Raw genomic sequence first — 22873 nt, 5'->3', positions numbered from 1 at the left:
ACTATGAAAAAGCTAATTTTAATCTGCACCATCGCAGGAATTACCACTGTCCTACCTGCACAAGCTCAACTTCTGAAAAAAATCCAGAATGCTGCGCAAAATGCTGCACAAAGCACGACCACGCCTAAAAATGAAAAGGAGGGAAAATCGCCAATGGAAGGACTTTTGGGTGGGATGATGCAGGCCGCAGACACCGAATCTTCCTATGATTTCACAGGGTACATGGTCATGGAAGTCACCTCCATCAACAAAAAGGGAAAAGCAGATCCTCCCTCCCGAATCAACTATTTACTAACGGATAATACCGATTTCATGGGTATGTCTTTTGCCGATCCCAAAACTCCGGAAAACATCACAACTACGATTATGGATGTGAAAAATCAGGCCATGGTCATTCTGATGGATAATGAAGGGCAAAAAACCAGTATTGCCATGAAGGTAGACTACGATAAGATTCAGGAAATGGTCGATGAAGAAGCGGATGGTCAGATGGAAGAAGAAAACTATTCAGTCACTAAAACCGGAAACAAAAAGGATATCTTGGGCTATACCTGTGAAGAATACTTGGTCAAATCTGAAGATGGTCAGGGCAATTATTGGGTGACCGAAGAGCCCATTGAGGGATTCTCGATGTTTTCTCCTCAGAGCAACCCCATGATTTCCAACAAAACGGTGGAGAAGTATCAGTCTTTCTTTTCCAGTGCACCCAAGGGGACGTTTTTGGAAATGATTTTCACAGACAATAACGGAGAGGTCACAGACATGAAAGTAGTGGAAATTCAAACCAGCTCTCCAAAGAAATTCAACATGTCTTCCTATCCCAACGCGATGTCAGGGATGAACTAATCCATTCTAAAAGATATTTTAACTCGGAAGGGGCAGTTTTTCTGCCCTTTTTCATTTTTTGAAAAACTAGACTGGTAAATTCAGGTTCCAAAAAAAAACCAAGTGAAAATCATCCTTATTGCAGCTGTCGCGAGCAACCAAGTCATAGGTAGAGACAATCAACTCATCTGGAAATTATCCTCTGATCTTAAGCGATTCAAAAATTTGACTTCAGGTCATTTTATTTTGATGGGTAGAAAAACATTCGAGTCCTTGGGTAAGCCCCTACCCAACCGAACCCATTTGATCATCACCAGAAACCCTGATTTTCAGGCTCCTGAGGGACATTACTGCTTTTCGAACCTGGAGGAAGCTTTTATTTTTTGCAACAAATTGGAAGTGGAAAAGCTTTTTATCATCGGCGGAGGAGAAATCTACAAGCAGTCACTTTCCTTCTGTGACCAGCTGGAGATTACTGAAGTCCATACCAATCCGGAAGGAGATACTTACTTCCCCACTATTCCTGTTCAGGATTGGGAAGAAGTAGAGAGAAGTGATTTTCCTGCAGACGAAAAAAACGAGTTTCCCTACTCCTTTGTCACCTATGAAAAGAAAGCAAAGCCATGAATAAACCGGTCATCTGGATCACAGGAGCTTCATCAGGAATAGGTGAGGCTTCCACCAAAGAATTCTCCAGACAAGGGTACTCTGTCATTATTTCTGCCCGAAAAGAAAATGAACTGGAGCGTGTAAAAAATGAATGTCCTTATCCAGAAGGCATTCGAGTCCTTCCTTTGGACCTAATTGAGACCACTGAGATGGAAGCTAAAGTCAAGGAGGCCATTTCTTTTTTCGGAAAAGTGGACATTCTCCTGCACAATGGAGGCATCAGTCAGCGCTCGCTGATTCGAGAGACAACCTTGGAAGTAGACCGAAAACTGATGGAAGTGAATTACTTCGGTACAGTGGCCTTGACCAAGGCGATTTTACCTCATTTTATCCAAAATAAAACCGGACACTTTGGAGTAGTCACTTCCTTGGTCGGGAAGTTTGCTTCTCCTTTTCGGTCCTCCTACGCCGCTTCGAAGCATGCACTGCATGGGTTTTTCGATACCCTGAGAGCAGAGCATTTTCAGGATAATATTTCGGTAACCCTGATTTGCCCCGGATTTATCAAAACGCAAGTTTCTATCAACGCACTCACCGCAGATGGTTCTCCATTGGGTGAAATGGACGAAGCTCAAGCCAATGGAATGAGCCCTGAGGAATGCGCTGAGGAGATTTTCGCTGCCATTTCCAGAAAAAAAGAAGAAGTGCTGATTGGAGGCAAAGAAAAGTATGCCGTGTACCTCAAACGGTTTTTTCCCGGCATTTTTTCAAAAATCCTGAGAAAAGCCAAAGTCCGCTAATCGAAATCTGGATTTTTGAGGAATCCTTTTCTCTCAAAAGAATAAAGCATCATAGCATCACCCTAAAAAACAAAGCGAGTAAATGAAACTTGTACGTGCCGAAATCATCGCCATCGGAGATGAGTTGCTCTATGGACAAATCATGGATACCAATTCCCATTGGATCAGCCAAGAACTGGATTTAGTGGGAGTAAAAGTCGTTAGAAAAACCACCGTTGGCGATAACAGGACAGATATCCTAGCTGCTTTTGCAGCTGCAGAAGAGCGGGCTGATCTGATTTTGATCACGGGTGGACTTGGACCCACTCAGGATGATTTGACCAAGCCGCTTTTGGCGGAGTACTTTGGCTGTGAAGTCGTAGAATTTCCCGAGGCGGTGGAAGCGGTTACATCCTTTTTCAAACGAAGAGGCAGAGAAATGACTCAGCTCAATATCCTCCAAGGACATCTTCCTTCCTGTTGTACCTATGTGCCCAATGAAGTAGGAACTGCCCCGGGGATGTGGTTTGAGCGGGGTGGGAAATACTGGATGTCCATGCCGGGAGTACCCCATGAGATGAAAAAGCTGATGAAGGACTTTGTTCTACCCACTTTACCCAAGGTGGTGGCACTGCCTGTCATCTATCACAAAGTGATCAAGACAGCGGGTATTGGTGAAAGCTGGCTGGCTGACCTGATCAAAGATTGGGAAAACAACCTGCCCGAACATATCCGTCTTGCTTATCTCCCATCCCTAGGCCATGTCAAGCTGAGATTGACTGCTTTCGGAGAGAATCTAAAAACCCTCGAGGACGAAGTAGATGAGCAAATCGAAGAGGTGATGCCGATCATAGACAAGTATGTTTATGGATTTAATTCCGAAACCTTGGAGACAGCCATCGGTAATCTTTTGAAGAACGCCGGGAAAACTCTAGCTTTAGCCGAGAGTTGCTCAGGGGGCTATGTTTCCCATTTGGTGACTACAGTCCCGGGAAGCTCTGCCTATTTTCAGGGTTCGGTAGTCCCCTACCACAATCAGTTCAAGGAATCCATTCTGGGTGTGCAATCCCAAACCCTGGAAACCTTTGGGGCCGTAAGTGAAGAAACGGTAAAAGAAATGGCTAATGGGGTCAGAAAGCTATTCAAAGCTGACTTTGGACTCTCCAGCAGTGGAGTAGCGGGACCGGATGGAGGGACAGAGGAAAAGCCGGTAGGAACAGTCTGGATTGCCTGTGCCGGAGAAGGGTTTGTCGAAACCCGAAAACTCCAACTCACTCAGGATCGAATGCTGAATATTCAGCAGACCGGAGTGGCAGTCTTGAATCTGCTGAGAGTTTGCTTCTCCGGAAATAACAAATAAAATTTTATAGGAAAGGTTTGGGAAGGTATTCGATAAAATTTAATTTTAAAACTTGAATATAAACCCAATTTAATTACCAAAAACGATATGGCAAGTGTAGAAATGCTAATGCCCAAAATGGGTGAAAGTATCATAGAAGGCACCATTTTGACCTGGCTTAAAAAAGAGGGAGACACCATCGAAGCTGATGAGTCTGTCCTGGAAGTAGCTACAGACAAGGTGGATACCGAAGTACCTGCCACTCACGGTGGGGTTTTGAAAAAAATTCTTGCAAAAGAAGGAGATGTAGTAGCTGTAGGTGCTCCCATAGCAATCATTGAAACCAACAGCAAAGTAGAAACTGCGGCTCCAAAGACTGAAGTCCCAGCTTCTCCAAAAGAAGAATTGGTAGCAGCTGCTCCTGCCCATACGGCCTCTTTGATCTCCAAAGCCGAGCCAGAAACCTCCAGTCCTGCCGAAGACGGCAGATTCTATTCTCCTTTGGTCAAAAGCATGGCTAAGGAGGAAGGCATATCTGCATCCGAGCTTTCAGGAATTCCGGGAACCGGAAAAGACGGCAGAGTCACCAAGCAAGATATGCTGGATTACCTCAGCAAAAGAGGCAATAAAGCCCCTGTGGCCAGCCCAGCAGCACCAGCGCCATCCATCTCTGAGCCTAAAGTTCAAGTAAGCGTATCCGCTACCGATGAAATCATCGAAATGGATCGTATGAGAAAGATCATCGCGCAGCGCATGGTCGAATCCAAGAGAATTTCTGCACACGTGACTTCCTTTGTGGAAGCCGATATGACCGCTATCGTGCTTTGGAGAGAAAAAAACAAAGAGGCTTACAAGAAGAAATATGGAGAAAGTATCACGTATACTCCATTCTTCATCGAGGCTGTAGCCAAAGCTATCCGTGACTTTCCAATGATCAATATTTCCGTAGATGGGGAGCGAATCATTAAGAAAAAGGACATCAATATCGGCATGGCTGTGGCTTTGCCTTCCGGAAACTTGATTGTGCCTGTAATCAAAAATGCAGATCAGCTTAATCTGGTAGGCATTTCCAAAGCAGTGAATGACTTGGCAAACAGAGCAAGAGTCAACAAGCTGACAGCTGACGACTTATCTGGTGGTACCTATTCCGTATCTAATGTAGGCTCCTTTGGAAATGTGATGGGCACTCCGATCATTCCTCAGCCTCAGGTAGCTATTCTTGCAGTAGGTGCAATTGTCAAAAAACCGGCTGTTGTGGAAACCCCAACAGGTGATGTGATTGCCATTCGCCACAAAATGTTCCTATCTCATTCTTATGACCACAGAGTTGTAGACGGGGCATTGGGAGGAATGTTTGTTCGTCGGGTAGCTGATTACCTCGAAGCATTTGACATGAATACCACTTTGTAATTTGATTGAAATCAGACCTAAAGGCTCCGAAATGGAATTTCGGAGCCTTTTCTTTTAGGAGATTTTTTCCCCTCTGACTTTTCTGAAGTAGAACTCCAGCTTGTCAGCCAAAACAGCGAGGCGGATTGGTTTGGTCAGGTAATCATCCATACCTGCGTTCAAGGCTTCTTTTTGATCTTCCTCAAAGACATTTGCAGAAAGGCCGATAATGATCAATCCTTTTTTTTCTTTGAGCTTTCTGATTTCCCGGGTAGCTTCCAATCCGTTCATATCCGGCATTTGTACATCCATAAGCACCACATCAAAATCCTTTTCCAGGACCCTTTCCACCGCTTCTTTCCCGCTTTTTACAGTTTCATACTGGAATCCCAACTGCTCAAACATCAAGGTCATCAATTGTTGATTAAGCTCATTATCCTCTGCCAGCAGCACTCGAAGTGGAAACTCCGCACCCATGTCTTTAACATCTTTCCAAGTCAACCCATGTCCCCCGGATGAATGCTCCTCTTTTTCTGCTTTCTTGACCATTATGGAAAAGGCAAATTTGGCCCCTTCCCCCAGCTTACTCTCGATTTTCAATTCTCCCCCCAAAAGTTCGATCATCCGCTTTGCGATAGCCAAACCCAAGCCGGTTCCCTGAAAATTCTTGGAAATCGAACTATCCACCTGATAAAACGGCTGAGTGAGATGCTTGATGTTTTCTTCAGAAATCCCGATACCAGTATCCTGAACCACATAACTCAAAAAATATATATCCGACCCAATATCTTCCAGATCCAATCGGACAGTGACTTTTCCACCCTCAGGAGTGAATTTAAGGGCGTTTCCGATGAGATTGAGCAGAATCTGATTGATCTTATTTTTATCCCCTTCGAAAACCCTACTCTCCTGAGAGCTTACTACCACTTCCAGATCGATTTGCTTTTTCTTAGCCAATCCGGAAAGCATTTCTTTTTGAACATGGATTTCTTTCAGAGGGTCAAATACCTCCTTGTTGATCTCAATTTTTCCGGATTCGATTTTGGAATAGTCCAAAATATCCCGGATGATATCCAAAAGTGTATTGCCTGAGTTTTTGATGATCTCTACGTATTGCTTTTGGATTTGCCCCAGTTTAGTCCCCTCCAAAAGGTCAATAATCCCTAAAAGCCCATTCATCGGAGTCCGAATCTCATGACTCATATTGGCCAAAAACTGAGACTTGGCCTGACTTGCCTGGTCAGCTGCATTCATAGCCTCCATGAGGCCTTTTTCCCATATCTTCTGACTGGTAATATCCCTGGACAAGGACATCACCTGATTATCATCCAAGGAAAAAAACCGCATCTCGTAATGCTTCTCTCCTACCGGCGAATTCCAAAACACCTGCACAGTTTGCATTTTTTTGGTCTGGATTGCCTTTTTAAAGGCACCGATTACGACATCTTCCTGATTGTGAGGGATAATTTCAGAAATATTTCTTCCCATAGTGGCTTGAGCCGACTCCAATTGGGTCTCTTTGTCCATTACATGAAAGTCTACCACAAAGCCCTGAAGGTCATAGATGAAAATGGTATCCGGAATGTTTTTTATCAGGTTTTTCAATCGAGTCTCACTCTGAAGGATCTTTTGTTGGGCCAGATACTGCTTGGTAATATCTATACCTATACCAAAGCCTCTTTCAAACCTTCCCTCCTCATTAAATACCACTTTGGTAAATACCCGAACCCTGATTTTTTCCTTGTTGGGCTTGACAAAGTCATACTCCAGATCTACCAAATCTTTTCCCTGGGCTACTAAATCCATCACACTGCTCTTCACCTGATTGGCTTCAGGATGATTGGAATCTTTCTTAAAGGAGGAAATAAAATCCTCTCTTGTGTGCCCCAAAATGTCAATTACTTGCTCACTCACTTCGGTAATCTGACCCAAATAGTCATGAAAAAACACAAAGCCCTTCAATTCCCTAAGGAGTAGATTTTGTTGTTCAAATAGTGTTGAAATCTCCTCCAGATTCTTTTCCCGAAGCCGATCTGCTTTAAACTTGCTCTTTAGTGAGAAAATAAATACGGTAATCATCCCCACGAGAAGAAATGCAAGGATGAAGAAGACAAAAAGGTAGGTAGAATAAATACCTGAGGTGAGGTTTTCCGTGGGGACTAGAAATACCAAGGCAGCATTTCCTTTAGACGGAGAAAAATTAAAAGGATACTGAGCTAGAGTACGGGATACTTTCTCTTGTTTCTCATTTTCCCAAGTAGCTGGATACATCCCTTTTAGACCGTGGTTAATGTCTTCCAAAGCTGCCTGAACCGCCAACTGATCTGTGGCCAAAGTAATGCTATCCCTTCCCTGATCAAGAGAAATTAGCTTTTCATTGAGAAAGAGGAATTTCTCCCCTCCTTGATCCAGATAAAATATGGATACGTAGCCTTTCGAAAACTTGGGCAAGTTGAGCAGAATTACAAACTCTACCCCCTCTCTTTCCAGATGTATAAAGCTTTCTAATTCAACCAATTTTGGAAGACCATCAGGATCCTTTTGAACCAAAAAATCATTTCTGGAGGTCAAAGAGAAAAGCAAAACAGAATCTCCCAAATCCATCCAAAGGTGATCAATCATTCCCGGAAAAGCATTAAACAACTGTCTCGTGGTACGGGCAAGACGATCCGGATTGGTTTTCAACTCTCCCAACTGATCCGACACATTATCGGCAAAAAAGCTGGTTTCGGATTGAAAGCGGTCCACCTCAGACTCCAAGCCTCGGGACGCCAAAGCAGTCTGCTGGCTCAAAAAATCCTTTCTGGACTGGACTTGAGTTTGGTAGATGGCATTGAAAAAACTAAATCCCAAGAAAATCACCATAAAAATAAGGGCCGAACCCACTGCAGTGAGCAAAATGAAATTGGACCGTTTGATAGGAGTAGGCATTAGCTATTGGGTATGATTTGAATCATGTACCAGTCAATCTCCTGAAAGGGATAACACAAAGCCGCTTTCAGGTTTTTTTCTTCCTGAAATTCAAAAACCTGACTTTTCTTAAGTAAAAAATCCTGTGCCATCTGTCTGACTTCTTTACTTCTGCTTTGGAAAAGATTGAAATCAGAAACCCTAAAATTCTCCGACTTCACGGTCTCCCTGTACACGTGGTTTTTTAATGGAGGCATGCTTATGTTTTCTATAGCTCCGGCCTTTCCGGCTACTATGTCTCCTTTGGCATTCACCAGAAGGTACTCCCCTTCAAAGTCTTGGAGATAATTGTAAATCACATCATCTACCGTAAAGTCAACCCCTAAAACAGCAAAAAGCGAATCTTCTTTGTAAATAGGATGAACCAAGGAAACGATCCAACCTCTACCTGCAGGATCTACGTAGGCATCAGGAATCCACACCAAACCTTTAGATGGATTATTGATCTCATTTGCAGCATAATAGAAGTTAAACTGCGTGACATCAATATTAGGATCTACAATATTTTTATGGTCATAGCAAGGATAAACCCGACTGACTTGCAAGGCTGAATTGCTGTAAACTTGCGCCACCAGATCATTTTTCCTGACAAAATCCGAAAAGTGCTCATCCAAAAAATTGGTGGCGGCCACTTCTTGAAGTGCTCTTTCCCTGTCTGAGGTGGTATTCAAAACGATTATCGAGCTTTTTGTAGAATCAGATCCAGGAGTAGCTGTCGAAAATGGCCCTTCAATCAGATATTTATCATAATCCGCATACACCAAAAGGGAATCGTAATTCGCAATTTGATGCTCATAGAGATGAGCAATAGAATCCAAACTTTGACTCATCAATGCACCTTGGTCTTCCAATCGGTCGACGATTTCTTCCAATTCAGAAAATTCAGCTTGATAGGCTTCCTCAGACAAAAAGCCACAAGAGCTAACTCCAAGACCCAAAAAGAACAGAATCAAATAGTTTTTCATATTTCCCCACGTGCGTAGCAGGGAAATTATAAATTTTCTACTTGGGCACGAAAGGTTTTTCCCATTTCTTCAAACCTCCCAACCACTGCACTAAAAAAATCTCCACTCCAAAATGCTTCCAACTCGGACTCCTCCAATACATCCATCTCACTGAGCTTGAATGTTTGTTCAAGAGGACCTAATTCAAATTTGATCAAATACTTGTTGTTCCAAGAGAAGACGCTGACCCTTACCTCATCCTTTACAAATTCCTTGACCACTCTCATGCAGGCCTCCTTACTTCAGCTGAAAAGGTAATATTGGACTTCAGAGAAGAAGCTACCGAACAGTATTTTTCGACTGACAAAGCAATCACCTTGGCAAACTCCTCCTCTGTGGCATTAGGGGAAACTATCACAAATCTCAGCTCAATATCGGTGTAAAAAGCAGGCACCCCGTCATTTCTAGTTCCCTCTACCTCGACAAAGAAATCCACGATCTCTCTGCGCTTCTTTTTCATCATCAGGACAGCATCCACAGAAGCACATCCTCCCAAAGCCGACAAAAGCAAATCCATAGGAGATTGGGCATGCTTATGCTCGGGATCATACATATCAATATTGACCAGATTTCCCTGAGGATTTCGGGATTCATATTCCAAGTCCGCCTTCATACGGACAGTGACATTTCGTTTGTTTCCAGCCATTTTTATTTTCGATTTACGAATGACGATTTACGACGCTTTAGGCATCTCAATCATTTTTTCAATGTTTTAACTTTTACTTTTTATGAAAATATCCTGCTTTCGGAAAAGCAGGATAACCCTTGTTTAGTTTTGCTGTTTGTTGTGTTGCTTCTCCAGAAGCAGCACTCGAACTATATACTAGAGTCTTATGTCTAGCGTCTTGTATCTAGACTCTTGTCTCTTAATTCAGCCCTCTTTCTAATTTCAGACTTCAGCCTTCTGCATTGAATTACATATTCCTTCTATACTGACCACCTACTTCATACAAAGCATTGGTGATTTGACCTAAGGAACAATACTTAGCAGCTTCCATAAGTTTTTCGAAGACATTCTCATTTTGGACTGCAGCCTTTTTGAGACCTGAAAGTTGCTCTTTTTCCTTGCCGGGATAAGCCTGATGGAGATTTTTTAGGGTTTGAATCTGATCTTCTTTTTCTTCCAAAGTAGCCCGGATGACTTCACCTGGAATAATCGTCGGAGAACCTTCGCTCGAAAGGAAAGTGTTCACCCCGATGATGGGATATTCACCGGTATGCTTCAGCATTTCATAGTGCAAACTTTCTTCCTGGATTTTGCCACGCTGATACATGGTCTCCATGGCACCCAATACACCACCCCGCTCGGTGATTCTGTCAAATTCCAAATACACCGCTTCCTCTACCAAATCGGTCAACTCCTCAATGATGAAAGAGCCTTGTAGTGGATTTTCATTTTTGGCCAGACCCAATTCCTTATTGATTATCAACTGAATAGCCATGGCTCTGCGAACCGATGCTTCAGTAGGAGTAGTGATCGCCTCGTCGTAGGCATTGGTATGCAGAGAGTTGCAATTGTCGTAGATCGCATACAAAGCCTGGAGTGTAGTCCGGATATCATTGAAGTCGATCTCTTGTGCATGAAGTGATCTACCGGAAGTCTGAATATGGTATTTCAGCATCTGGGACCGCTCATTGGCCCCGTATTTAAGCTTCATCGCTTTAGCCCAAATTCTTCTTGCCACCCTACCGATCACGGCATATTCCGGGTCGATCCCGTTGGAGAAAAAGAAGGAAAGATTGGGTGCAAAATCATTGATATTCATTCCTCGGGACACATAATACTCCACGTAGGTGAATCCATTGGAAAGAGTCAAGGCCAATTGGGTAATCGGGTTGGCACCGGCTTCTGCAATATGGTATCCTGAGATGGAAACCGAATAGAAGTTTCGAACCTTATTTTGAATGAAGTATTGCTGCACGTCACCCATCAATCGAAGGGAAAACTCAGTGGAGAAAATACAAGTATTCTGCGCTTGATCCTCCTTCAAGATATCCGCTTGAACAGTACCTCGTACCTTGGAAAGCGTATCCGCTTTAATCTTTTGGTAGACCTCTGCAGGTAGCACCTGATCTCCTGTCACCCCCAAAAGCATCAATCCCAAACCGTCATTTCCCTCAGGAATCGGAGCATTGTATCGGGGCCTAGCCAGGCCTTTTTCTTTATAAATCGCTTCTATTTTTGCCTCGACCTCTTCTTCCAATCCATTCGCTTTGATGTAAACCTCACACTGCTGATCGATGGCCGCATTCATAAAAAATGCAGTCATGGTAGCCGCAGGACCATTGATGGTCATGGATACGGAAGTCATCGGGTCCACCAGATTAAAGCCAGAATACAACTTCTTGGCATCATCCAGACAGCATATATTCACTCCGGAGTTTCCGATTTTACCATAGATATCCGGACGGTAATCTGGATCTTCTCCATACAGGGTCACCGAGTCAAAAGCGGTTGAAAGTCGCTTTGCAGGCATATCCTTAGAGACATAGTGAAAGCGTTTGTTGGTTCGCTCAGGCCCACCTTCTCCGGCAAACATTCGGGTAGGATCTTCTCCCTCTCTTTTGAAGGGAAATACGCCGGAAGTGTATGGAAACTGACCCGGCACATTTTCTCTCAAGCCCCATTTGAGCAATTCTCCCCAAGCTTCATACTTTGGAAGGGAAACCTTAGGAATTCTGGAATTGGAAAGGGAAGTGCTGTACGTTTTTACTTTCAGTTCCTTGTCACGGACCTTAAAGACATAGAAATCATCCGAATAACGTGCAGCTTCAGTTGGCCATTCCTCCAGCCACTTTTTATTTTTTGGATCCAAATTAAGCTCGACTTGGGCATACACTTCCTGAAGCTCCTTCAGCAGACGATCCTGATCCGCAACTTTTGCAGAACGAATAGCTTCCATGGATTTCTGAATGGAATACAGCTGCTGTGCAATTTCCTTTTGCTCTTCTACCCACTTATCGTAGTTGCGATTGACTTCGGTGATCTCGCTCAGGTAGCGAGTCCGCGCAGGCGGGATGATGTAAATCTTCTCGGATGTTCCGGCGGTGAGTTCAAAAGAGCTCTCCCAACCTGGGAATTTCTCATTGACCTTCCCAATGATCGCCCGGTACAGCTGATTCATTCCGGGATCATTGAACTGAGAGGCAATGGTACCAAATACCGGGATATCTTCGTCGGCAATTTCCCAAAGGTTATGATTGCGCTTGTATTGCTTTTTGACGTCTCTAATGGCATCCAAGGCTCCGCGCTTGTCAAACTTGTTGAGCGCGATCACATCAGCAAAGTCCAGCATATCGATCTTTTCCAACTGGGAAGCAGCCCCGTATTCCGGAGTCATCACGTAAAGTGAAAGATCGGAATGCTCAATTATCTCTGTATCGGATTGACCAATCCCTGAGGTTTCCAAAATAACAAGGTCAAAGCCCGCTGCCTTTACCGTATCTACTGCATCCTGTACATATTTGGAAAGGGCCAAATTGGACTGTCGAGTAGCCAAAGAGCGCATGAAAACCCGTGGATGATGGATGGAATTCATCCGAATTCGGTCACCGAGAAGCGCTCCACCGGTTTTTCTCTTGGAAGGGTCCACAGAGATAATGGCCATGTTTTTGTCCTCAAAGTCAAGGATGAACCGTCTTACCAACTCATCTACCAAAGAGGATTTACCAGCTCCACCCGTGCCGGTAATTCCCAAGACAGGAGTATTATTGGATTGGCTTTCTTTTCTCACCTGCTCGAGCAGGCCTGCAGCATGCTCAGGGAAGTTTTCAAAGGAAGAAATAGCTCTGGCTACGGTTCCTTTGTTGCTTTTATCCAATTCAAAATCATCAGGCAGGTTATCTCCGATAGGAAAATCACATTTTTCTACCAGATCATTGATCATACCCTGCAATCCCATGGCTCTTCCGTCATCAGGAGAATAGATTCGGGTAATTCCATAGCCATGTAGTTCCTTGATTTCTTCCGGAAGGATAGTTCCTCCTCCCCCACCAAAAATTTGAATGTGTCCGGCTCCTTTTTCACGGAGCAAATCATACATGTATTTGAAAAATTCGACGTGACCACCCTGATAGGAAGTAATGGCAATAGCCTGAACGTCTTCCTGAATGGCACAATCCACAATTTCCTGTACAGAGCGGTTATGTCCAAGGTGAATTACCTCGCAGCCGGTGGACTGTATGATTCTCCTCATGATATTGATCGCTGCATCATGCCCGTCAAAGAGAGAGGCTGCGGTCACTATCCTGATGTGATTTTTGGGTTTGTAAATCTCAGTTGGTAAAGTCATGATTTTGGGTTTCTATTCGGAATAGACTGAATTCAGCTCGAAAAACAGATCGTTTTCTGCGCCTGCGAATATAAGGATTTTCACTCGTGCGGGATTTTCCGGATATGTAAAAACAAAATTTTATTTGGTCTTGGAAAAAAATTTTAGCCCAGGAAATCGATTGATTTATTCCCTTAGCAGCTCTATCTCTCTTTGCCTGTTTTGAAATAGAAACCTTCTCCTTAGTTTAGTAAGGCATTCAACCCAAAATCACTCCCATGTCTTCAAAGAATTACGCTTTTTTCGTTTCCATCACTGCCGCTTTGGGCGGCTTTTTATTTGGCTTTGATACGGCGGTCATCTCGGGAGCGGAGCGGGATATTCAGGAAGTCTGGCAGCTTAGTGATTGGATTCATGGCTTGGCCATAGCCTCAGCACTTTATGGAACGGTCATCGGAGCATTATTCGGTGGGATTCCAGCAGACCGGATGGGCAGAAAAAAAAGCTTGCTCTGGATTGGCCTCTTTTACTTCATTTCAGCCCTAGGTTCTGCCATTGCGTGGGATATTACTTCTTTCACGCTCTTCCGGTTTTTGGGTGGATTGGGTGTAGGTGCATCATCCGTCGTGGCACCTATGTATATTTCAGAAATTGCCCCTGCCAAAAACAGAGGATTGCTCGTTGCTTTGTACCAGTTCAATATAGTATTCGGCATCGTGATGGCTTATGTATCCAATTACCTGATCGGAACGGCCGGCTTGGCGGAGGATTGGAGATGGATGCTGGGCGTAGAGGCAATTCCTGCATTGATATACAGCGTGATGATCTTCAGCATCCCGGAAAGTCCAAGATGGTTGATTGCCAAATTCAACGATCAGATCAAAGCCAGAGAAATCCTCACCCGAACTGACCCGGAAGGTGTAGATGAAGCGATCAGACTGGCAATTGCCGAAGAAAAAAACATGAAGCAAAAAGCTGGTTTCGGTGCTTTGTTCAGCCCAAGATTCTTTTCCAGTACCTTACTTGCTGTTTTGATTGCCTTTTTCAACCAAGTATCCGGCATCAACGCGATCATCTATTTTGCCCCGAGAATCTTCGAAATGGCCGGCATTTCCACTGAAAACGCATTGATCTCTACCATAGGAATCGGCTTGACCAATCTTTTTGCCACCTTCTTGGGACTTTACCTCATTGACCGATTGGGGAGGAAAAAACTCATGTACATCGGCTCCTTCGGCTACATTATTTCACTTAGCCTGATGGCTTACAATTTTCTCGGCCCGGGCATCCCCTCATTTTGGCTACCGATTTTTGTTTTCGGCTTTATTGCCTCTCACGCTGTGGGGCAGGGATCAGTGATTTGGGTATTTATCTCTGAGATGTTTCCCAACGAACTCAGAGCTTCCGGACAGTCTTTGGGTTCTTTTACCCACTGGATATTAGCTGCCGTGATTGCCAATGTTTTCCCCTTCTTCGCCAATAGTTTAGGCCCGGGATATATTTTCGCCTTCTTCTGCGGGATGATGATTCTTCAATTGCTTTGGGTTTGGCTGAAAATGCCTGAGACCAAAGGAAGATCTCTGGAAGAAATCCAACAAGATTTACAAAAAAACCATGTCTAATCAAGTAGTCGTATTCGGAGAAATGCTTTGGGATTGCCTGCCTTCCGGGCCTGTAGCCGGCGGTGCATCCATGAATGTTGCCCTTCATCTTCATCAATTGGGACTTCAGGCACAGCTGATTTCGGCCGTTGGCCAGGATGAGGATGGAGATCGATTGATGGATTTCATCGGTTCCTATAATCTTCCAAAAGATCTTATTCAGGTCAAAGAGAATTTCCCGACTTCCAAAGTTCTTGTGGATGATTCCGACCCTGAAAATGTCCGCTACAACATCCTTTCCCAAGTCGCTTGGGATTATATCGAATGGACTGAAACAATGAATCAGAGGGTGGAAAAATCTGCTGCCTTTGTATTTGGCACATTGGGAGTGAGAAATCCAGAAAGTCTCAAGACTCTCCTCAAGCTCTTGCATCATCAGACTCTGAGAGTTTTTGATGCCAATCTTCGACCTCCATTTTATGATTTTGAAGTGATCGAAACCTTGTTGGGCTTTGCCGATGTCCTGAAAATCAACGAAGATGAACTGGAAATCTTTGCCGATTACTTCAAAACCGAACCAACAATTTCCGGGCTCTGTGACTACCTGGACCATCATTTTCCCATGGACCTTATCTGCGTCACACGTGGATCTAAAGGGGCAGTGATTTACCAAAAAGGAAAAATCGTTGAGCATCCCGGATATCAGGTGAAATTCCAGGATTCCATCGGTGCAGGTGATGCTTTTTTGAGTGGTTTTGTGAAAAAATATCTGGAAAAATCCACTCTAGAAGACACTTTGGACTTTGCCTGCAAGCTTGGCGGATTTGTGGCTACGCAAAAAGGAGGAGCTCCAAAATACACAGAAGAAGAAGTACTACGGGCAATCAAATAACTAGTGCAAAATTTCTTTTAGCGTAGCGGTATTCATTCCGATGTGATACCAGTCTGCTATTTCCAGCTCCAAAACTCCCATCATCCCCGGACTCAATCCCCGATAGTCCCCATCAGAAAGGTGCGCCATCAGCAAGCTGATAGTGGGATTGTGGCCTACCAAAAGACAGGTTTGGACTTCTGCGGGCGTATTTTCCAGAAAATTGATCAATATTTCCAAAGAGGCAGAATAGATTTCCTTATCATAGATTTCTTCCTCAACAGGAATGTAGGATTTGATGATCTCGGCCGTCTCCCGGGTCCGGGTAGCAGACGAGCAGTACATCCTATCCACGGAAAGGCCCCTTGTCTGAAGCAAAAGTCCGAGACGATGGAGGCTTTCTTTTCCCCTTAGGGTCAGTTGACGCTGAAAATCCACCCCGTCTGAAAATCCCGCTTCGCCATGACGTAAAAGAATTAATTGTTTCATATCAAAATCGGTTTTCCTTAAAAATCAGCCTATTCAATTCACAAATATCCATCCAAAACGTATCCCTTGCGATTTATATTATTTGGAGGAGAAATAAAGGCCTTCTATTTTTAGCCCCTGATGACCGATCTCTCGGCATTTTAAATTTAGCTTTTTATGTCAAAAAATCTTGTAATCGTCGAGTCTCCTGCCAAAGCCAAAACCATTGAAGGCTATCTGGGCAAAGATTTTAAGGTAGTCTCCAGTTACGGACATGTCCGGGATCTGCCAAAAGGAGACAAAGCGATCGATATCAAAAACCGCTTCAAACCTACCTACGAGGTCACAGCAGATAAAAAAGAGGTGATCAAAAACCTCAAAAACCTAGCTAAAGATGCAGAGACGGTCTATCTCGCAAGTGACGATGACCGAGAGGGAGAAGCTATTTCCTGGCATCTCAAAGAGGTGCTCAAACTTGAAGAAGACCGTACCAAACGGATTGTATTCCGGGAGATCACCAAAAATGCCATCTCCAAAGCCATAGAAAACCCACGAGGTATTGATTATGACCTTGTCAATGCGCAGCAGGCCCGACGAATCCTTGACCGATTGGTGGGATTTGAACTTTCTCCCATCCTTTGGAAAAAAATCAAAACCGGCCTCTCTGCCGGTCGCGTGCAGTCGGTAGCTGTCCGATTGATCGTGGAGAGAGAACGGGAAATCGAAGCGCATCAGGCTAAGTCTTCTTTCCGAATCACCGCCATTTTTGAAGTGGAAGGAAAAACCTTTCAAGCTGAACTTCCCAAGAAATTTGAGACCAAAGGAGAAGCAGAGGAATTCCTCAAGGCCTGCCTTCAGGCGGATTTCTCCGTTGCCAATCTGGAGAAAAAACCGGCCAAAAAATCCCCTGCTGCTCCCTTTACCACTTCCACCCTTCAGCAGGAAGCTTCCAGAAAGTTGTATTTCTCCGTAGCTCAGACCATGTCAGTAGCCCAAAAGCTCTATGAAGCAGGGAAAATCACTTACATGCGTACAGATAGCACCAACTTGTCTCAGGAAGCCCTTGCCGGTGCAAAAAATGCCATCGAAGCCTCCTATGGGCCGTCCTATCACAAGTCCAGACAGTATTCTACCAAAAGTGAAAGTGCGCAGGAAGCTCACGAGGCTATCCGCCCCACGGACTTCTCTCAGAGTCAGGTTTCTGGTGACAGAAACGAGCAAAGGCTTTACGAATTGATCTGGAAGCGAGCGATTGCTTCTCAGATGTCCGACGCAGAACTCGAAAGAACCACCATCACCATCGGCATCTCCAACTCCCAGCTGAACTTGGTAGCCAATGGGGAAGTGATCAAGTTTGATGGGTTTTTGAAAGTTTACCTGGAGGATACCGACGACGAACCGGAAGAGGACGATGCAGGAAACAAATCCTTGCTTCCTCCTTTGAGCATTGGGCAGGATTTGAAGCTGAAGGAAATGAAAGGTCGGGAATCCTTTACCCGTGCAGCACCGAGATATACAGAAGCTTCTTTGGTCAAAAAACTGGAAGAATTGGGCATAGGGCGACCTTCTACCTATGCACCGACCATTTCTACTATCCAAAAGAGAGATTATGTGGTGAAAGAATCCCGGGACGGTACGCCGAGGAATTATGTAGAAATGATCATTTCCGGAGGAAATTTTAAAGAAGCTACCAAAACCGAAAACACCGGGGCGGAGAAAAACAAGCTCTTCCCCACCAATATCGCCATGGTGGTCAATGACTTCCTGGTCGAGCATTTCCCCAACGTGATCGACTTCAACTTCACCGCAAAGGTGGAAAAGGAGTTTGATGAGATCGCATCAGGAGGTCAGGATTGGCAGGATATGATTGATGGATTTTATGGGAAGTTTCACCACAGTGTGGAAGAGACCGAGCAAGTTTCCCGTCAGGATGTCAATACCAGCCGACTGATCGGAAAGCACCCTGAAAGTGGCAAAAATGTCTATGCAAGATTGGGCAGATTTGGTCCTTTGGTACAGATTGGAGAAAACGAAGACGAAGACAAGCAATTTGCCAGTCTAAAGAAAGGTCAGTTTATCGAAAATGTATCCATGGAGGATGCTTTGGAGCTCTTCAAGCTTCCAAGAGAGGTGGGCTATTTCGAAGACAAAAAGATGACAGCGGCCATTGGTCGATTTGGACCCTACATCCGGCACGACAATGCCTTTTTCTCCCTGAAAAAAGAGCAGGACCCTCTATCTATCACAGAAGAAGAGGCCATCGAACTCATCAAAGCCAAGCGGGAAGCTGATGCCAACAAGCACATCAAAACCTTTGACGAAAACCCCGAAATCCAGGTACTCAACGGAAGATGGGGACCTTACATCAAGTTTGGCAAAAACAACTACAAGATTCCAAAGGGCAAGGAAGCCGAAAAGCTCACCTATGCGGAGACTATAGAAATCATCGAATCCCAACCCGATGCAGGGAAGAAAAAAGGAAGGTTTCCGGCAAAGAAAAAGTAAATGGCCGACCCGAAAGGGTCGGTTTTTTTTGACTCTTTTGTTTCATGTCTTATTTGGTTCAAGTCTCCTGACTTGGACCATTTCTTATCCCAATTGCTGGTTCAAGTCTCATGACTTGGACTAAACAAATTCTTTAGCCTAATTAAATAAAACCGCGGCTATCATTTAGGAAATAGCAACACAATTACCGCTCTCCAGCCCCAATCCGCCTTTGCGGCATCGGGAGCAGCAAGATTAAATCGGGGACCGATGGCAAACTGCACTTTTTGCTTTCCCATGGCTGTGACCGCACTGAGCGTGGGATTGAGCCAAACTACACTTCTGGAAGCCTTCCAGTTTCGGGTCCATTCCATATTGGCCCCTACTCCCGCACCGGATTTCCAGTTGTAGACCACAAAAGGCTGCAAAAACATCTGACTGACATCTGTGTGGGATTCGTCTCCGGCTATGGACCAAATCTGATTGATCAGTCCTCCGACTGTCCATCCGTTGAACTGCTTCAAGGCGACTGCTGTGGGTCCCACACCAAATTTCTTGGCAGTAAAATCCTGAGATCCAATGGGCAGTAAAAGGGCCGGACCCACGCCCCAGGTGAGTTTCTTGGAATTGGTGGGAGAGAAAAAGGCAGACATCACCGCGTCACCCACTCCGTTTTGCTTTTGTCCTTCCCCGGTGACATTGTATTGGGTGATAATCGGAAGGACCACCCGGGTAATCATGTTCAGATTTTCATTGATGGCTACCGGGACCACCGGCTGGAAATTGAGCGTGTTTCGGGAGCCTCTAAAAGTACCGATCCCATAGTCGGTATTGTTCTGAAAGGGAACCGAAATCAGGGAAGCAATGGGATTGGCGAGTTTTTTGGCAAGCTCGGCAGCATCATCCTGAGCGAAAACTTGGAAAGTAAAAGAGATAGAGAAAGCAAAGAGGAATAGATATTTTTTCATAGTAGGGAAAGAAAAATTGTGATTCAAGATAGCCATTTCGACCCTTTCATTTTAGGAGTCCCTAAAAATCCACCCTACAACTTGCTTCTATTCATCCATACGTTACATATTTTGGACCTAAATCGATCCCAATGTTTCAAGTCTCCTGAATGTTTTTGGAAAAAAGGAAAATGCAGGATGATAATGGCTTGACTGTATTTGCGGATGGAAAAGTTGAAAAGTCATTCCATCTGATTGAAATCTCATGATGACTCAAGGACCCCAACCTGCCTTTGTTGGCGGAGAAGTGAGAAGATTTAAAACAGCTATAATCTGTAAATTGAATGTTGGTTTATCGGGAAGGAATGAAAAAATTTCACCATCCAATTCATTGGGTTTCAGTCACTCCGAATTTTTCCCTTATTCAGATAGAAAAGCTCAATACCTCGCTTAATTATTTTCCTCCAAATCCAAAATCAGTTCTGAATATTCATTATTTAACTCATAAATGACTGCATCCAATTCCTTAGAACTCTGAAAAAGGAAGGGAGTCAGCTCTTCCAAACTCTCTGGCTCTTTTTCAAAATCCATTAAACTCAAAATACCCTTCATTTTAGCTATTGGAGCGCGCAACTTATGGGATATATCAAAAAGAATCTTTCTGATGGATTTGATATGGGCAATTTTCTGTCCTATGTCCTGAATAGTTCCATAAAAATTGATCTCTCCGCTTTGCACCTCGGGCCTTGCCTTAATCCATAGCCAAAGAACATTATCATTTCCAAGGCAAATCGGAATATCCATTTCAAAGGGACTATTGCTATTTATCGCCTTAATAAACTGTCTGAATAATTTGAAACGGAACCTTGGAATCACCCAATCCATAAACAGAGATGGATTGTGAAGAATATCTTCCGGATTGATTCCGGGAATCAGCCGGGCAATGCCTCCTCCGAGGAAATCCAGAGAAATATCCTTGGTTTGGGGTTCAATATTCAATTTGAACAGTGCCCCTGGAGACAATTCGGTGATTTTGCGGAGCCGCTCTCCAAACAGTTCAATTTTCTGATTTTGGTCCTTGAGTACTTTGCGGGTTTCCAAGGAGATCGAAACCCGTTTAGCCAAAAGTTTAAGAGCAATCAATTGGCTCTTTTTAACTTGATGTTTTTTTTGATCCCAGGCACAAAGGGTTCCTAGAATATTCCCATGGGTAGAAACGATCGGCGCACTTACGTAAAACCGAATTCCTTCAGGACAAGTCACATAGGGATTATCGGACACCCTCTCGTCCTTTAGCGGGTCCAAAATCAACAATACCTCCTCAGGAGAATCCATGGTAAATCGACAAAAAGTATCCTCTATCGGCACTTCTGACCAATCGACCCCTATTTTGGCTTTATACCATTGCCGATGGTCATCGATAAAAGAAACCACCGAAATCGGGGTATTGAAGATGGCTTTTGCCATCTCAGCGATCTCGTTCATTTCCACTTCCGGATCAGTGTCCAAGATCGCATAAGATTGAAGTTCTGCAAGCCGGTCCATGATTAGCTATGGGTGATGATAGTTCAAAATATTAAACTTAAGTACAAAAAGAAAATTAAAGGAGAATAAAAAAATAATTATCCTCCAATGTTTGGAAAGATTCCCTTCAACTATCTCCGAATTTCCTAACTGGAATGGACTTAAGATAGATTCCAAATCCATAGAATTCAGGTATTTGGACTGCTTACTACTTACCTTGATACAAACCACCCAAACTGCCTCTGTGAGATTATGGGATCAAGACCACCGATTGGTTATTGAAAATTTGAAAAATTGGAAGATGGGGTCAATATGCTCCGGAATCAGAACCCAATGGGGTCAACATGCCCAACTGGTAAAAGTCTCCTGACCTCTCTGCATCAAGCAGGCCTGCCCGATGCAGGCAGGCTTGGACCAATTCCCGCATCGCTTAGGGTAAGTGCCAAAGGCACGTCCTGTAAAAGGAATGCATGGAATGCCTTGCCCAAGATTAGATCGGATAGAAAGAGCCCTGAAGGGGCGACCTGTACAGTTCGCGCCTTCAGCGCTCTGAGGGCTTCCATTTCAGATTATATCCCCAAATTGAATTTGGGGTTGGTACAAAACGCCCCTTCAGGGCAAAACCCGACTGGTTCAAGTCTTCAGACTTGGACCCATTATGACCGAACTGATTCAAGTCTCCTGACCCCAAAAAACACCCCTATTATTTTCCCACTAAAAAAATCATACTAAAGTCTTGTTTATTCATAAAACACTAACTATCTTTTCCTTACAGTTTCACGCTGTATTGTTCTATTCTTTCACGTAAACCTCAATTTTTATGGAAAACAGAATTTCCATCGAGATCCCGGCAGCGGATCTCGCGGCGGTAAAAGCCGCCCTGCAGCAGGTGCAGACTATTTTAGCACCGTATGTGATTGCCCTCACTCCCGAGCAGAGGAAGACCATCCCCAAGATGAGTGACGGCACGGAACCTTTCGTCGAAAAGGTCATGGACTACGCCGAGTCCAATTCCCAGTTTCTTCCGCCCTTTGTGGATATCGCGGAGCTGCAAAAGGATTGGTCGGCTATCTCAGGACTGATGCCCCTGCTACGTACGGTAGATCAGATCAAAGACACGCTGAGCGACACAGCCATGATGGCCGGGTCCGAAGCCTATGTCGGCGCGCTGAGCTATTACAACTCGGTCAAGCAGGCCGCCAAAGTCAATGCACCCGATGCCAAAGCGATCTACGAAGACCTGCGCAAGCGGTTTGAGCGAAGAAGCCGCAATGGCAATGGCCCACAATCCGAATAGGACACGAGTAAAAGTTGCTACAATCCCCCTTAATCAAGCCGGACCGAAAGATTCGGCTTTTTTGTGGATGGACTTCACTGCCCCAATGCCGGACCTCGGAGCCCCAAGCTTGCACCAAAAAGAAGGAAAGGCCGAGCAAAAAGGTGCAAGCTTCGAGTAAAAAGATTCATGCGTGGATCAAAAAGGTGCAAGCGTGGATCAAAAAGGTCCAAGCTTCGAGCAAAAAGGACCAATCGTGGACCAAAAAGAACCAATCGTGGACCAAAAAGGTGCAAGCGTGGAGTAAAAAGGCTCAAGCGTGGAGTAAAAAGGTCCAACGATGGGGTGACTTGTCCTGAATTGAGTTTACACAAAGTAAACTACTATGAAACGACAAAAAGAACAAAAAACAAGAGGAATAGGATCTCTGAGTTGGGCTGAACGGGAAGAAATGATCAAAGAGTATCTTTCGGGGAATTACTCAAAAGTTGAGATTTGGAAGAAATATACCGGTCA

18 protein-coding genes are annotated in these 22873 nt (G+C 44.4%); 9 read left to right on the top strand and 9 right to left on the bottom strand.

The window, feature by feature from the left end; genetic code table 11:
• Nucleotides 1-3 precede the first annotated feature (3 nt).
• The 5 genes from AAA938_RS04415 (at nt 4) to AAA938_RS04395 (ending at nt 4962) form a co-directional block, all read left to right on the top strand.
• Nucleotides 4-846 carry a DUF4412 domain-containing protein gene (locus AAA938_RS04415; RefSeq protein WP_338227434.1) on the top strand — a complete coding sequence of 281 codons (843 nt, stop codon included), beginning with the start codon at nt 4-6 and terminating at the stop codon, nt 844-846.
• A gap of 102 nt (nt 847-948) precedes the next feature.
• Nucleotides 949-1452: a dihydrofolate reductase gene (locus AAA938_RS04410; RefSeq protein ID WP_338227433.1), complete on the top strand. Its 504-nt coding sequence runs from the start codon at nt 949-951 to the stop codon at nt 1450-1452.
• Nucleotides 1449-2234, top strand: a complete 786-nt coding sequence (locus AAA938_RS04405; protein ID WP_338227432.1) for an SDR family oxidoreductase — start codon at nt 1449-1451, stop codon at nt 2232-2234. The genes AAA938_RS04410 and AAA938_RS04405 overlap by 4 nt, the downstream gene beginning before the upstream one ends.
• An 82-nt stretch (nt 2235-2316) precedes the next feature.
• Nucleotides 2317-3573, top strand: a complete 1257-nt coding sequence (locus AAA938_RS04400) for a competence/damage-inducible protein A (protein WP_338227431.1) — start codon at nt 2317-2319, stop codon at nt 3571-3573.
• Between the two features lie 87 nt (nt 3574-3660).
• Nucleotides 3661-4962 (top strand): dihydrolipoamide acetyltransferase family protein, encoded by a 1302-nt coding sequence (locus AAA938_RS04395; protein ID WP_338227430.1) that lies wholly within the window; start codon nt 3661-3663, stop codon nt 4960-4962.
• A gap of 54 nt (nt 4963-5016) precedes the next feature.
• Here the strand turns inward: AAA938_RS04395 and AAA938_RS04390 are convergent, their stop codons facing one another.
• The 5 genes from AAA938_RS04390 to AAA938_RS04370 all read right to left on the bottom strand — a co-directional run bounded on the left by AAA938_RS04390 (nt 5017) and on the right by AAA938_RS04370 (nt 13207).
• A complete protein-coding gene (locus AAA938_RS04390; protein WP_338227429.1) occupies nt 5017-7872 on the bottom strand; it encodes a response regulator in 2856 nt (951 codons plus the stop codon).
• Nucleotides 7872-8876, bottom strand: a complete 1005-nt coding sequence (locus tag AAA938_RS04385; RefSeq protein ID WP_338227428.1) for a hypothetical protein — start codon at nt 8874-8876, stop codon at nt 7872-7874. Before AAA938_RS04385 ends, AAA938_RS04390 begins: the two co-directional genes overlap by 1 nt.
• Before the next feature lie 26 nt (nt 8877-8902).
• Entirely contained in the window at nt 8903-9142 is a 240-nt protein-coding gene (locus tag AAA938_RS04380; protein ID WP_338227427.1) for a hypothetical protein, read from the bottom strand.
• The gene (locus AAA938_RS04375; protein ID WP_338227426.1) at nt 9139-9561 is read right to left on the bottom strand and encodes an OsmC family protein; all 423 of its coding nucleotides are present in this window, start codon (nt 9559-9561) and stop codon (nt 9139-9141) included. Before AAA938_RS04375 ends, AAA938_RS04380 begins: the two co-directional genes overlap by 4 nt.
• Nucleotides 9562-9829: 268 nt before the next feature.
• On the bottom strand, nt 9830-13207 hold the full coding sequence (locus AAA938_RS04370) for a methylmalonyl-CoA mutase family protein (RefSeq protein WP_338227425.1): 3378 nt from the start codon (nt 13205-13207) through the stop codon (nt 9830-9832).
• A gap of 257 nt (nt 13208-13464) precedes the next feature.
• Here AAA938_RS04370 and AAA938_RS04365 point away from each other — a divergent pair, with 257 nt between their 5' ends.
• Together AAA938_RS04365 and AAA938_RS04360 are read left to right on the top strand one after the other, a co-directional pair.
• Nucleotides 13465-14808: a sugar porter family MFS transporter gene (locus tag AAA938_RS04365; protein WP_338227424.1), complete on the top strand. Its 1344-nt coding sequence runs from the start codon at nt 13465-13467 to the stop codon at nt 14806-14808.
• Nucleotides 14801-15679: a carbohydrate kinase family protein gene (locus tag AAA938_RS04360; protein ID WP_338227423.1), complete on the top strand. Its 879-nt coding sequence runs from the start codon at nt 14801-14803 to the stop codon at nt 15677-15679. Before AAA938_RS04365 ends, AAA938_RS04360 begins: the two co-directional genes overlap by 8 nt.
• On the opposite strand, the gene AAA938_RS04355 is transcribed toward AAA938_RS04360, so the two are convergent.
• Complete coding sequence (locus AAA938_RS04355) at nt 15680-16147, bottom strand: SixA phosphatase family protein (RefSeq protein WP_338227422.1); 468 nt, start codon at nt 16145-16147, stop codon at nt 15680-15682.
• 156 nt (nt 16148-16303) lie between these two features.
• On the opposite strand from AAA938_RS04355, the gene topA reads away from it, so the two are divergent.
• Entirely contained in the window at nt 16304-18631 is a 2328-nt protein-coding gene (topA, locus tag AAA938_RS04350) for a type I DNA topoisomerase (RefSeq protein WP_338227421.1), read from the top strand.
• Between the two features lie 161 nt (nt 18632-18792).
• On the opposite strand, the gene AAA938_RS04345 is transcribed toward topA, so the two are convergent.
• The 3 genes from AAA938_RS04345 to AAA938_RS04335 all read right to left on the bottom strand — a co-directional run bounded on the left by AAA938_RS04345 (nt 18793) and on the right by AAA938_RS04335 (nt 21644).
• Nucleotides 18793-19578 carry a hypothetical protein gene (locus tag AAA938_RS04345; protein ID WP_338227420.1) on the bottom strand — a complete coding sequence of 262 codons (786 nt, stop codon included), beginning with the start codon at nt 19576-19578 and terminating at the stop codon, nt 18793-18795.
• A 429-nt stretch (nt 19579-20007) separates the two neighbouring features.
• On the bottom strand, nt 20008-21102 hold the full coding sequence (locus AAA938_RS04340) for a GAF domain-containing protein (RefSeq protein WP_338227419.1): 1095 nt from the start codon (nt 21100-21102) through the stop codon (nt 20008-20010).
• Between the two features lie 359 nt (nt 21103-21461).
• Nucleotides 21462-21644, bottom strand: a complete 183-nt coding sequence (locus AAA938_RS04335; protein WP_338227418.1) for a hypothetical protein — start codon at nt 21642-21644, stop codon at nt 21462-21464.
• A 392-nt stretch (nt 21645-22036) separates the two neighbouring features.
• On the opposite strand from AAA938_RS04335, the gene AAA938_RS04330 reads away from it, so the two are divergent.
• Complete coding sequence (locus AAA938_RS04330; RefSeq protein WP_338227417.1) at nt 22037-22378, top strand: hypothetical protein; 342 nt, start codon at nt 22037-22039, stop codon at nt 22376-22378.
• Nucleotides 22379-22873 lie beyond the last annotated feature (495 nt).

The sequence above is a fragment of the Algoriphagus taiwanensis genome, from assembly GCF_036245645.1.
Lineage (GTDB): Bacteria > Bacteroidota > Bacteroidia > Cytophagales > Cyclobacteriaceae > Algoriphagus > Algoriphagus taiwanensis.
Note: the sequence above shows the minus strand (reverse complement) of the source record. Positions and strands in the feature narration are given on the sequence as shown.